This window comes from Brevibacillus sp. 1238, from assembly GCF_029892995.1.
GTDB classification, from domain to species: domain Bacteria; phylum Bacillota; class Bacilli; order Brevibacillales; family Brevibacillaceae; genus Brevibacillus; species Brevibacillus parabrevis.
The window spans coordinates 535,543-548,189 of record NZ_JARXWC010000001.1; the positions used below are offsets into that span (position 1 = coordinate 535,543).

A 12,647-nucleotide genomic window follows, 5' to 3' on the forward strand; every position below is an offset into this window, starting at 1 on the left:
CGCTGTACCTTTTTTCTTGTTTCCTTAAAAAATGGGTTTTCATTTCCTTTCTTGGGCACACTATCCGTACTCGATATCGCATGCCCACAATCTAGGAGGGGAAGGCGTTGAGCCAGTTTTGGAAAGCGTGGCAAAAGCGGAAGGACACCCTTCAGGAGAAGGCGCTACATCATCATACGGACAGAAGTATGGAAAATATTTCGGATATAGAGCTTTCATTGGTGATTGATGAAAATATCATGATGATCGAGAAAGGCTTGGGCGATTGCGATGATCTGGTCATCCGGCGTTTCCGGGACAAGCGGGATACCGATTGCGCGATCGTGTTTCTGGACGGGATGGTCGATCGCAACATTATTAGCGAATTTATCATCACGTATATGACCAACCCGCAAATTCCCGTCGATCTGCCCGCGTCAAACGAGCTGGAGTCCACCGACGGGCTGAGACAGGTCATCCGCAATGTTTTGTCGGGAACAGCCGTGCTCATGCGAAATGGCGAAAGCAAAGCGTACTTGAACAACACGCGCGGCTGGGACAGACGAAGCGTGGACGAGCCGCAGACAGAGTCTGTCGTGCGCGGGCCGCGGGATGGCTTTTGCGAGACGCTCTGTGTCAACTCCGCGCTGATCCGGTTTCGCCTGAAGGACCCGAACCTGCGGGTGCGCCACATGGTCATCGGGCAACGGACGCAGACCGATATTTATGTGATGTACATCGAGGGGATCGCCCATCCGCCGATGGTGCAAGAAGTGCTGGCGCGCATGGAAAAAATCAATGTCGATTCCATCCTGGAGAGCGGCTACATCGAGCAGTTGATCCAGGATCGCAGGTGGTCGCCTTTTCCCCAGATTCAAAATACCGAGAGGCCGGACAAGGTCGTGGCTAACCTGCTGGAAGGAAAAGTAGGCATCCTGGTCGACGGGACGCCTTTTGCCTTGATTGCTCCGGCTGTGTTCTCCCAGTTTTATCAAAGCCCGGAGGATTACTATGAACGATTTTACATTGCGACACTGCTGCGGTTTATTCGCATCATCAGTATTTCGATCGCCTTGCTCCTGCCGTCCCTGTACATTGCCTTTAGCGCCTTTCACCCGGAAATGATCCCGTCCCGGCTCGTGATTGCCATGGCAGCGGGCAGATCGACGGTTCCGTTTCCTTCGCTGGTAGAGGCGTTGTTCATGGAGCTGGCCATCGAGATTTTGCGGGAGGCGAGCGTCCGGCTGCCGGGGCCGATCGGACCGACAATCGGGATCGTCGGAGCGCTGGTAGTAGGGGAGGCGGCGGTGTCTGCCGGGCTGGTCAGTCCGGTCATGGTCATCATTGTCGCGGTGACGACGATCGGATCATTTGCGTCTCCCAGCTACAGCGCGGCGATTGCCATCCGGATGCTGCGCTTTCCGGTCATGCTTCTCGCGGGAATGTTCGGCTTGTACGGGATCATGCTGTTTTTGATCGTCATTTTGATTCATTTGTCCTCGCTCAAGTCGTTCGGCGTGCCGTACATGTCGCCGCTCAGTCCGCTGAATTTGAGGGGGATGAAAGATTTGTTCATCCGGGCGCCGCACCATTTGCTGCGAACCCGCCCCACCATGTTTCATGTACACGATGAAATTCGAATGAGAGAGGATGAAAAACCGTGAGCAGGCAGGACGTGAGCAGCCAACAACAAACGTTTTCCTTGTGGCAGCAGACGTCCTTGATTACCAGCACGCTGATTGGGGTAGGGGTTTTGACCTTGCCGCGCACCACCTCGGCCATCTTGTATGAGGCGGGATGGATGTCACCCCTGTTCGGTTCGATCGTCGCTTTTGTCTCCGTCTGGATGATCGCCAAGCTCAGCCAGCATTTTCCGGGGATGACCTTCATCGAATACAGCACGATTGTCTGGGGAGCGAAAAAAAACTCGCGCATGGGAAAATGGCTCAGTCTCCCCTGGATCATCCTTTATCTCGGGTTCATGTACTTGTCGACGGCAATCGTCTCGCGAATTTTTGGCGAGGTGGTAGTGACATCGGTTTTGCTGGATACGCCGCTCGAAGTGATTATCATTACCATGTTTTTGCTGGCATTCATTCTTTCCTTGCACGATCTGGAGGTTGTCGCGCGCATCAACGAGCTGTTGCTGCCGATGATTTTGTTTCCGCTTTTGTTCATCGCGTTTGCTTCCTTTCAAAAAGCGGAGTGGAACAATCTGCTGCCGCTTTTTCGAGCTAGTGGCTCCTCCTTGATCAAGGGGGCTTACGAGGCGATTTATTCTTTTTCCGGCTATGAGATCATGCTCATCTTTTTTGCTTACGCGCATGAAAATCAAAGCAAGGTGAGGGCAGGTTTTTACGGGATCGCGATGGGCATGTTCGTCTACACCTTGATTGTCGTGGCTGGCATTGTCGTATTCGGCTACGAGGAGCTGCAGCGCGTGGCCTGGCCGACTCTGGAGCTGGTGAAAACGACGCAAGTGCCCGGATTGATCCTGGAACGTCTGGAATCGGCTTTTCTCGCTGTGTGGGTTACCGCTGTGTTTACGACAGTGGCGAACGCCTACTACGCCGTCGTATACGGATTGCGGCAGCTGTTCAACAGAGGGTTGGGCTTTCAGCGATTGATCTCGGCTATCATGTTCATTCCGCTCTACTATATCGCGCTGTGGCCGCAAAACATCGTCGAAATGTTTCGGGCCAGCTCCTACTTGGGCATATACAGCCTCATCCTCAATCTGGGAATACCGGCCCTCTACTTGACTATGCTTTTCTTCCGAGGTGTGGGACGAAAACAAAAGGAGAGGAATGCAGATGGCTAAAGGGTGGCTCCGAATGGCAATTGTTTGTTTGTGCGCCTCTCTTTTGACAGGATGCTGGGACAGAAGAGAGCTGGAGGAGCGAACCTCCGTCCTCGCGATCGCGATCGATATGGCAGAAGGACAAAAAGATTTGTACAGATTGACTGTGCAAATTCCGATTCCGATCAAAATCGCGGGAAGCAGCGGACAGGGAGGCGGCGGGAATGCCGATGCGGTAAAAATCATGAGCGTGACCGGGCGGACGATTCTCGATGCCAACAACAACCTGCAATTGCGGCTGAACCAAAAGCTGTTTTTGGGCCATACCCGCGTGCTCGCTGTCAGTGAAGAAGTGGCAAAAAAAGGAATCAGCGACATCATGGACAGCTTCCGCCGCGAACCGCAAATCCGCCGCCTGATGTGGCCGATCGTCGTCAAAGGAGAAGCCGCCACCTTGCTCAAAATCAAGCCGCAACTGGCGCAAATCCCTGTCGTGTTTCTCATGGATCTGATTGAGAACGGAGTGAAGATGGGCGCGATCCCGGATCAGACTTTGGGAGACTATTTCAACCAAACGTCCAACAAATCGATGCAGCCGTTCCTAAACTACGTGCAGGCAAGCGCAACCGAAGTGCGCTGGCGAGGTGTGGCCGTCTTTCGCGAGCACAAGATGGTAGGCACGCTGAACGATGTTCAGTCGTGGTCGCTTTTGCAACTGCGCAACGAAGACCGGGGAGGCGATGTCGTCATCCCGTTGCCCAATACAGACAACGGCTATGTCACCTTTCGCCCCCATTTTGTCAAAACCAGGCTGGAGCTTACGGAGAAAAGCAAGGGAGGAAACAAAAACAACGAAGCGTTTGCGGCGATGTTTTACTGTGAGCTGCAGGGCGATATCGTGGAAGTGACCGCGAATACGAAAGTGTCGCCGGAAAAGTTTATCCAGGACATGCAGCGGCTGATCAAAAAAGAAATGGAGGAGCGGGCGAAAAAGCTGTTCTACCAGTTGCAAAAAGAAGACAACAGTGACATTTTGAAGCTCGGCCTTGCTCTTCGGGCACACCATTACCGCGATTACTGGGAGAAGCACGATTGGCATAAGGATTTTAAAAATTTTCCAATTGGCGTAGATTATACGATCAAAGTTCGCCGCTTAGGGATGGAAATGCAATAGGAGCCGATGAAGATGGAAAATCAACGGGGCAGCATCAGTACATGGCAACTAATCGCAATCCTGATCAGCTCGATGATCGGTGTAGGCATCCTTACCTTGCCGCGGACAGCAACGACCCAGATGCAGGAGATGGGGTGGCTGGGGCCGCTGATCGGCGGATTGATTGCGGTCATTCCGCTCATGTCCATCATTTACTTGAGCAAACAGTACCCGGGTTTGACTTTTGTCGAATACGCTCCACTTATATTTGGCGGCAAACGTCACCAGACATGGGGGAAAATTCTCCATTTCCCCTGGATTCTCGCCTACCTCTTGTTTCAGTTTTTGAATACGGGCATGGTGGCGCGCGGGTTTGGCGAAGTGATCGTGACGACCGTGCTTTTGGATACACCGCTGGAAGTAATCGTGCTGACCTTGTTCATGATTGTTCTCTATTTGTGCATGCACGAGTTCGAGGTGCTGGTCCGTGTGAACGAGCTGTTGTTTCCGATCATGTTTGTTCCGATCCTGATCATTCCGTATGTGACGATCAATAGCGCGAGCTGGTACAACCTGCTTCCGTTGCACATCGACTCGTGGAAAGGGACTGCCGAAACCGCCATCGGGACGTTTACGATGTACACGGGATTTGAGCTGATGATGATCTACTTCGGATTGGCTATGCCGGGGGCGAGAATTGCGCTTGCTACATGGGGCGGGTTGAGCTTCACAGTCGTGTCGTACGTGCTGACAGTGGCAGCGGGCATTGTCGTGTTTGGCTACGAAGAACTGCAACACCTCATCTGGCCGACATTGGAGATGGTCAAGACAGCGCAGCGGACAGGCTGGTTTCTGGAGCGGATGGAGTCCGCTTTTCTCACGATCTGGATGGCTTCTGTCTTCACGACGTTTGGCAACATGTACTATACGATGATTTACGCGACGCGCTTGTGGCTGAAGAAGGGAATCCGATTCCAGCGCATCGCTGCCCTTGTTTTCATCATCCCGCTTTTTTATGTCTCGCTGGGACCACAAAACATCGTCGAGTTTTTCGCCTATGCCCAGAAGTTGACGTATTTCAGCTATTTGCCAACCGTGCTCTTTCCGACTTTGTTGGCGGTCATCCAGTTGTTTCGGGCGAGAGGTGCTCATGCTGTGGCAGACGACAAAAAGGGAGGGACGTAAAGTCGTCTCTCCCTTTTGCCTGATGTCTTTTGGATTAAATCGGCTTTTCTGCCTGAGCGGGCAGGTGGGATGCGATCGTCTCCACCATCTCCTGGCGGGCGGAGGAGTCGCTGTTTTGCCACAGCACTTCAAACAGGACGCCGAGACCAGGCAATGTTTTTTCCTGGCCGCTTGTGATCGCATCGGTGATCGTTTCTTGTACCGCTCCTGAATCGGAGCCTTGCATTTTGTACATGATCGCTTGACGCAAATTGAGCGAGGCAATGTTCATAACCTTATCTAGCACCTCTCTTGTGTAAATGAATACATGGGTTAGTATTTGTCTTCGCGGGATTGCCCATACCCCCTTTTGTGGCGAGGGATTTCATTGTACTATCAGAAAGTGCCGAATCATAAGGCTGGAAAAAGTAATGCAACTTTGGCGCTCTCTTGTGCAAAGCACGGTTTGCTAATGCTATAATGCTTCATATTGGATATGGATCGAAGGAGAAGATCAGCATGTCAAAACAATTTGCCATTATCGGGATGGGACGGTTTGGTTCCAGCGTGGCCAGAACGTTGTACGAAATGGATTACGAAGTGATGGGAATCGACGAAAACGAAGAACGCATCAATGAAAATATTCAGTACGTCACCCACGCGGTAGCGGCTGACTCGACAGATGAACGGGCTTTGAAAGAAATCGGCATTCGCAATTTCGACGTGGTTGTCGTGGCGATCGGGGTGGATATTCAGGCGAGCATTTTGACAGTCCTGACACTCAAGGAACTGGGCGTGAAAAAGATCGTCGCCAAGGCGCAAAACGAGCGACACGGACAAGTGTTGTACAAGGTGGGAGCCGACCGGGTCGTATTCCCCGAGCGGGACATGGGCGTGCGGGTAGCGCATAACCTCATCTCCGCCAACGTCCTCGATTTTATCGAACTGGCAGAAGACTACAGCGTGGCAGAGGTCGTGGTATCGTCCAAACTGGTAGGCCAGAACTTGAGACAGCTCGATATCCGCCGAAAATACGAGGTCAACGTCATCGCGATCAAGAGCGGAGACAAATTCAATATCGCACCAAGCCCGGATGAAGTCATTCAGTACGGAGACGTGCTTGTCGTGATCGGAAACAACAAAGATTTGAAAGCATTTGAGGAGCGGGCGTAACCATGGCATATGAAATCATCACTTCTGTTCAAAACCCGCTGGTGAAAAGACTTCACCAGTTGCTCGATAAAAAAGGCCGGGAGGAGCAGGGGCGTTTTCTCGTCGAAGGCGCCCATCTGGTAGAAGAGGCGCTGAAAAGCGGAGCGCACGTCGTGACAGTCCTGTACGATCAGGAGCGGAATCTCGATCCGGCCTGCCAGCGGGCACTCGCGAATCATCCCCAGGATACGCAGGTGATCGCAGCTTCTGCTGCTGTTTTGGCCAAGCTGTCGGAAACGAAGTCGCCGCAAGGGATTGTGGCTGAAGTAAACAAGACGGCGAACGAATGGGACGAATGGGTGAACAAGCTGTCCGACCAGGACGACACGCTGCTGTTGTTCCTCGACGAAATCCAGGACCCGGGCAATCTGGGCACGATTTTGCGGACGGCAGAAGCGGCTGGAGTCGACGGGGTCGTGCTCGGTAAAGGCAGCGTCGACATCTACAACGGCAAAGTCGTGCGCGCCACGATGGGAGCGATGTTCCGCCTCCCGCTGTTCATGCGGGAACTGGGCCAAGCGGCAGAAGAGTGGAAGCGCCAGGGCGGCCGTGTCCTCGTCTCTTCTTTGGCACAGGACAGCGTAGCGTACGATCAGGCGGAGTATTCCGGCAAAATCGCGCTCGTCATCGGCAACGAGGGCAGAGGCGTTTCTAAAGAAATGCTGGCGTGCGCAGACCAATTCGTGCACATTCCGCTGTACGGCAAAGCAGAGTCGCTGAATGCCGCGGTTGCGGCGGGAATTTTTGTGTATGAGGCACAGCGCAACAGAAGACGGTGACATGTAACCAAAACAGGGATACTGGGCATTGCTCCAGTGTCCCTGTTGTTTTTGACCGTGAGTTCAACCAGCTTCAGCCGATTCGGCAAAGTACCTGATGAGAAAGTCGCGAAATTTGCGGGCAGCGAGGGAGAGGTAGCGCTTTTCGTGCCCAACAATCTGGAAATTGCGCTGGCAAACGGGGAACTCAATGCGCAGCAGGTTCAGCGGGGAGTTCGGGCCTCCGCAGTTGCCTACCAACGCGACGCCAAGCCCGGCCCGGACAAGGCTTGCAATGGCGGCAGGCTCGTCGACCCGGCACACTTTCCCGCTGGAGCAGGCCGGCGATGCGCATCGGGCCATCGAAACGAGACGCGGACGCGGGAAGATCGTCCTCACCATCGACTAAGCAAGGGCGGGAGAGAACCAGGGGGTGCCGCGCCCTTTTGCCCTTTTTCACTCACGCAGCCAATAAAAAAGGCATTCCAACAAAGTTGAAATACCTGCATGCTGCATGTCAGCCGATTTTTTGCTCGCTTTTTTTCTCTTTAAATTCCTCGCGCGCCAGCTGCCATTGATCTTGCGCCATGCGAATGATGCCGCTTTCGATCGTGTGATTGCGGAAAGCGAGTGCCTTGCCGAAATACTTGATGGCGAGATCGAATTTTTCCAGGCGGCGGTACAGCTCGCCGATGAGGTACAGAAGGCGCACCTCAGACATGTCCTTGTCGCCGCGCGTATAGTCGGAGTGAATGTACGACTCTTCGTACTCGTCTACTGCCATCGCGATGAAGCGCAGCTCTTCCGGGAGGTTGTCCTGGTAACGGTACAGCCAGGCAAGCCGCAAGTACAGGCCGGCTTTCACCGAATGCGGCTGGTCTGTCAACTCAGCGGCGTAAATCGCCAGCTTGTAGCTGACAATCGCTTCCGGCACCTTGCGAATCGAGCCGAAGTCTTTTGTTTGCCACTTCGAAGAGATATGCTCAGCGACCGCCTGCTTTTGCCATGGAGCAAGCTTGGTTGTGAACTGGTCGGTAAAAGCAAAGCCGCATGTCGGGCATACATTTACGGTGTACAATATCGGATTCAAGGACTGCTCCTTGAAAGTGGTATAGAAGTCGCTGTCGCGGTGAATCATGGTAAGAGTTCCGCTTCTGACTCGCTTGGTGGAGAAGGCTGCTTCGCAGTGCCGACAGACATTGGTTTTATCATAGAGGGCCGAAACCTTATCGATCATGTCAAAAGTCCCCTTTCAGATTCGCGAAAATCGATCTAGGGCAAGCAAGTGAGTATGTAACATTTGTAGAATTGAAAGTTAGCTCTTGTTGCGCTATAATTTTCCTACATCTTGATTATAACGCAAAGCGATGACGGAGACTAGTACGCAGGTCCTATCTGTTTTTCAGGGAGAAGGTGCCACAGACTGCGAGCATCTTTAGCACGATAGCTGCCGAATTCACTCCGTAGCCGCACTCTGAACCGCATTGGCGCAGTAGGAGCAGCCGGGTCATTCCCGTTAGCAATGAACTGAAGTGAGGCAGAAGTCTTGCTCGCAGTTAGTGATAATGTCACGGTTTTGTCACAAGCGAGCAATCTGTCTAACAAGGGTGGTACCGCGAGAAAAAAGTAACTCGTCCCTTTTTGGGGCGGGTTTTTCTTTTTTTATCAACAGAAAAAAGGAGCGATTCGAAGTGCAAACTCGGTTGCAAGAAATGAAGGAGTCCGCACTGGGGCAAATCAGCCAGGTGACGGAAGCTGCACAACTTCAGGATTTGCGCGTCAAATACCTGGGGAAAAAGGGCGAGCTGACAGAGCTTCTGCGCGGCATGGGCAGCCTGTCTCCTGAAGAGCGCCCGGTGGTAGGGCAACTCGTGAATGAAGTGAGAGAAGCGCTGGAGGCTGCTTTTTCCGGCAAGCAGCAAGCGATTGAAGAGGCGGCACTGAATGCGAAGCTGTCCTCGCAGACGGTCGACGTGACTTTGCCAGGACGTCCGGTGCCTGCCGGAACGATGCACCCGCTCTCCCGCATCATCGAGGAGATCGAAGACATTTTCGTCGGACTGGGCTTTGAAGTAGCTGAAGGTCCTGAGGTCGAGCTGGATCATTTCAACTTCGAGATGCTCAACCTGCCAAAAGGTCATCCGGCTCGCGACATGCAGGATACGTTTTACGTGACCGACGAGATTTTGATGCGCACCCATACTTCTCCGGTGCAGGCGCGCACGATGCTGAAAAAAGAAGGCAAAACTCCGGTGAAAATCATCTGTCCCGGAAAAGTGTATCGCCGCGATGACGACGACGCGACCCATTCCCACCAATTCACGCAAATCGAGGGACTGGTTGTCGATAAAGGCATCGGAATGAGCGACCTGAAAGGAATCCTTTTGACCTTTGCCCGCCAAATGTTCGGCGCCGATCAGCAAATTCGTCTGCGCCCAAGCTTCTTCCCGTTCACGGAGCCGAGCGCAGAGGTAGACTTGCAATGCTTCAACTGCGGCGGCCACGGTTGCCGGGTGTGCAAACAGACAGGCTGGATCGAGATTTTGGGTTCTGGCATGGTGCATCCGCGCGTGCTGGAAATGGCAGGGTACAATCCGGAGGAAGTCAGCGGATTTGCGTTTGGAATGGGTGTAGAGCGAATCGCTATGCTCAAATACGGGGTGGAGGACATCCGCCATTTCTATACCAACGACGTGCGTTTCTTGCGTCAGTTCAACCGAGGCTAGAGAGGAGAGGCAAAGATGAAGGTATCATACCAATGGTTATCCGAGTACGTCGATCTGAGTGGAATGACGCCCCACGAGCTGGCTGAAAAGCTGACTCGCAGCGGGATTGAAGTAGATGCGGTAGAATCCCGCAACGCGGGTGTTTCTGGTGTCGTCATCGGCTATGTAAAAGAACGCAGCAAGCACCCTGACGCTGACCGCCTGAACGTATGCGTCGTCGATGCAGGGCAAGGAGAAGATTTGCAAATCGTCTGCGGCGCTCCAAACGTAGACAAAGGACAAAAGGTGCTCGTGGCCCTGATTGGCGCGAAATTGCCTGGCGGTCTGAACATCAAGCGCTCCAAGCTGCGCGGCGTGGAATCGCAAGGCATGATCTGCTCGGCAAAAGAGCTGGGCCTAAACGACAAGCTGCTGGCAAAAGATCAGCAAGAAGGCATCATGGTGCTGCCTGAGGATGCGGAAATCGGCATGGATGCGATCTCTTACCTCGGTCTGGACGACTACGTGCTGGAGCTTGGCTTGACGCCAAACCGCTCCGACTGCCTGAGCATGCTCGGTGTTGCTTACGAAGTAGCCGCTATTTTGGGCAAAGAAGTGGTACTGCCGCAGATCGAGCTGACGGAAAATGGCGGAGACAACCCGCTGCAAGTGTCGATCGCAGCCGAAAACGAATGCTATCAGTACCATGGCCGCCACTTCACCAACGCGAAGATCGCCACTTCTCCGCAATGGATGAAAAACCGCCTGATGGCAGCGGGCGTTCGTCCGATCAACAACGTCGTGGACGTAACCAACTACGTTTTGCTCGAATACGGACAGCCGCTGCATGCGTTTGATGCGACACAAGTCCAGGATCGTACGATTGTCGTTCGCCTGGCGGAAGAAGGGGAGAAGCTGGTTACGCTCGATGATCAAGAGCGCGAGCTGGATGCGCAAACTTTGCTGATCACCGACCCGGCAAAAGGCTTGGCGATCGCAGGGGTGATGGGCGGAGCCAACTCCGAGATCACGAATGAAACGAGTGAAATCATCCTCGAAGCCGCTTGGTTCACTCCGCAGACTGTACGCCGCACCGCTCGTACGCTGGGCATGCGCACAGAAGGCTGCGTCCGTTGGGAAAAAGGAGTCGACCAGGCGCGCGTGCAGGAAGCCGGGGAGCGAGCTGCTGCCCTGATCCAGCAACTGTCTGGCGCAACCGTATCCAAAGGCATCCGTTCCGCTGTCGTGAGCGAAGCGAAACCAGCGGTTGTTTCGGTGACTCTCGCCAAAATCAACCAGCATCTCGGAACGAGCTTGTCGGCCGCAGACGTCTCCCCGATTTTCGAGCGTCTGCAATTCCCGTTTGCCGTGGCAGAAGACAACTGGACGGTAACAGTCCCAACCCGCCGTGGCGACATTACGCTACCTGAGGATTTGGTGGAAGAAGTGGCTCGCCTGTACGGCTACGACAACATCCCGACCAGCTTGCCGACTGGCACGACTACGCAAGGCCAGCTGACCAATGAGCAAAAACTGCGCCGGACGATCCGCCACCACCTGATCGGAACCGGATTGAACGAAGCGATCTCTTATGCGCTCGTGCACCCGGATCGCGTAGAGGCAGTAGCAGGACTCCACCAGCATAAAGTCAATCCGGTATCCTTGCTGATGCCGATGAGCGAGGAGCACAGCACGCTACGCACAAGCCTCGTTCCAAGCCTTTTGGAGACAGTGGCGTACAATAAAAATCGCCAAAATCACGACGTCGCCATCTTTGAACTTGGCCGCGTGTTCTTGTCTGCGGAAGAAGAGCTGACGCAGCTTCCAGAGGAGCGCCTGTATGTGGCAGGTGCGCTGACAGGGCAGTTGCTGTCGCAAAACTGGATGGGCGCGAAACAGCCTGTAGACTTTTATCAGGTCAAAGGGATCGTCGATTCGCTCCTGGCTCGTCTGGGAATCCGCACAGCCGAGTACAAGGCAGCGGCGGACATTGCTGGCATGCACCCGGGCCGCACAGCGGAAGTATGGGTCAATGACAAGCGCCTCGGCTATCTGGGGCAAGTGCATCCAGGTACGGAAAAAGCGTACGACTTGTCTGAGACATACGTGTTCCAGTTCGATGTAGCCGAGCTGATTGAGGCAGCAGCAGATGCGGGCCACTACAGCCAACTGCCGAAGTTCCCGGCTGTGACGCGCGATCTGGCGCTGGTTGTCGATCGCAGTGTGCCAGCAGGAGCGCTGGAAGCGACGATTCGCGAAGCGGCGGGCGATCTGCTGGAATCATTGACACTGTTTGACGTGTACACTGGCGAGCGGATTGCGCAGGACAAGAAGAGCATGGCGTTTGCCCTCGTGTTCCGTAACGCGGAACGCACGCTGCAAGATGAAGAGATTCAGCAAGTGACAACGGCTGTTGTCGAAGCGCTGAAAAACAAGACGGGTGCCGAACTGCGCATGTAACATGGCTTGACGAACTCTGACATTTTCAGTAACCTAAAAAGGATACAGTAGAGCAAAGGTCGCAGTAGGGAGGAACCCCTCGTGCAAGGTGATGGGAAAAATCGTTTGACGGTGGATATCTTCGGCCAACAATACCGGCTCAGTGGCAAGGCAAGTGTCAATCACATACGCATGGTGGCCGGTTTCGTTGATGACAAGATGAACGAAATCGCGAACGGCAACCATCGATTGGACACGGCTAAAATTGCCGTACTCTCTGCGGTGAACATCGCGGATGAATACTTCCGCTTGCGTCAAGAGTACGAAGAACTGCTGAAGATCCTTCAGGAAGATGCAAATGAAAAGCCGATAGATTAAGGGAAAGAGGGGCTGCGGCCTCTCTTTTCGCATTGTGCGGCAAAAGCTTGGACACAAAG

At 53.8% G+C, this 12,647-nt stretch carries 12 protein-coding genes and 1 pseudogene; 10 read left to right on the top strand and 3 right to left on the bottom strand.

All coding sequences use genetic code 11. The annotated features are described in order from the left end of the window. Positions 1-107: 107 nt before the first annotated feature. The 4 genes from M2298_RS02440 to M2298_RS02455 are packed head-to-tail and all read left to right on the top strand — an operon-like array spanning position 108 to position 5,117. Positions 108-1,643 carry a spore germination protein gene (locus M2298_RS02440; RefSeq protein WP_122963150.1) on the top strand — a complete coding sequence of 512 codons (1,536 nt, stop codon included), beginning with the start codon at positions 108-110 and terminating at the stop codon, positions 1,641-1,643. After that, complete coding sequence (locus M2298_RS02445) at positions 1,640-2,800, top strand: GerAB/ArcD/ProY family transporter (RefSeq protein ID WP_122963151.1); 1,161 nt, start codon at positions 1,640-1,642, stop codon at positions 2,798-2,800. The genes M2298_RS02440 and M2298_RS02445 overlap by 4 nt, the downstream gene beginning before the upstream one ends. Continuing rightward, entirely contained in the window at positions 2,793-3,953 is a 1,161-nt protein-coding gene (locus M2298_RS02450) for a Ger(x)C family spore germination protein (RefSeq protein WP_122963152.1), read from the top strand. The genes M2298_RS02445 and M2298_RS02450 overlap by 8 nt, the downstream gene beginning before the upstream one ends. Positions 3,954-3,965: 12 nt before the next feature. Further along, positions 3,966-5,117 carry a GerAB/ArcD/ProY family transporter gene (locus M2298_RS02455; protein WP_122963153.1) on the top strand — a complete coding sequence of 384 codons (1,152 nt, stop codon included), beginning with the start codon at positions 3,966-3,968 and terminating at the stop codon, positions 5,115-5,117. Between the two features lie 34 nt (positions 5,118-5,151). On the opposite strand, the gene sspI is transcribed toward M2298_RS02455, so the two are convergent. Continuing rightward, the gene (gene sspI / locus M2298_RS02460) at positions 5,152-5,388 is read right to left on the bottom strand and encodes a small acid-soluble spore protein SspI (RefSeq protein ID WP_063227234.1); all 237 of its coding nucleotides are present in this window, start codon (positions 5,386-5,388) and stop codon (positions 5,152-5,154) included. Between the two features lie 227 nt (positions 5,389-5,615). Between sspI and M2298_RS02465 the strand changes: the two genes are divergently transcribed. Then, entirely contained in the window at positions 5,616-6,269 is a 654-nt protein-coding gene (locus M2298_RS02465; RefSeq protein ID WP_005829288.1) for a potassium channel family protein, read from the top strand. Between the two features lie 2 nt (positions 6,270-6,271). Next, a complete protein-coding gene (gene rlmB, locus M2298_RS02470; RefSeq protein ID WP_122963154.1) occupies positions 6,272-7,087 on the top strand; it encodes a 23S rRNA (guanosine(2251)-2'-O)-methyltransferase RlmB in 816 nt (271 codons plus the stop codon). A 63-nt stretch (positions 7,088-7,150) separates the two neighbouring features. On the opposite strand, the pseudogene M2298_RS02475 reads toward rlmB, so the two are convergent. Continuing rightward, positions 7,151-7,390: pseudogene (locus M2298_RS02475) on the bottom strand (LysR substrate-binding domain-containing protein); the annotation flags it as partial. On the opposite strand from M2298_RS02475, the gene M2298_RS02480 reads away from it, so the two are divergent. Next, positions 7,362-7,475, top strand: a complete 114-nt coding sequence (locus M2298_RS02480; protein ID WP_242772119.1) for a zinc-binding dehydrogenase — start codon at positions 7,362-7,364, stop codon at positions 7,473-7,475. The pseudogene M2298_RS02475 and the gene M2298_RS02480 sit on opposite strands and share 29 nt — an antisense overlap. 108 nt (positions 7,476-7,583) lie before the next feature. Here M2298_RS02480 and M2298_RS02485 read toward each other — a convergent pair whose 3' ends face one another. Next, the gene (locus M2298_RS02485) at positions 7,584-8,303 is read right to left on the bottom strand and encodes a DUF2225 domain-containing protein (RefSeq protein WP_173596221.1); all 720 of its coding nucleotides are present in this window, start codon (positions 8,301-8,303) and stop codon (positions 7,584-7,586) included. 454 nt (positions 8,304-8,757) lie between these two features. On the opposite strand from M2298_RS02485, the gene pheS reads away from it, so the two are divergent. The 3 genes from pheS to zapA all read left to right on the top strand — a co-directional run bounded on the left by pheS (position 8,758) and on the right by zapA (position 12,588). Continuing rightward, complete coding sequence (pheS, locus tag M2298_RS02490) at positions 8,758-9,792, top strand: phenylalanine--tRNA ligase subunit alpha (protein ID WP_122963156.1); 1,035 nt, start codon at positions 8,758-8,760, stop codon at positions 9,790-9,792. A gap of 15 nt (positions 9,793-9,807) precedes the next feature. After that, positions 9,808-12,231, top strand: coding sequence for a phenylalanine--tRNA ligase subunit beta (gene pheT / locus M2298_RS02495; RefSeq protein ID WP_122963157.1), 2,424 nt, complete (start codon positions 9,808-9,810; stop codon positions 12,229-12,231). Positions 12,232-12,312: 81 nt separating this feature from the next. Then, positions 12,313-12,588, top strand: a complete 276-nt coding sequence (zapA, locus tag M2298_RS02500) for a cell division protein ZapA (protein WP_063227229.1) — start codon at positions 12,313-12,315, stop codon at positions 12,586-12,588. The last annotated feature ends 59 nt before the right edge of the window (positions 12,589-12,647 follow it).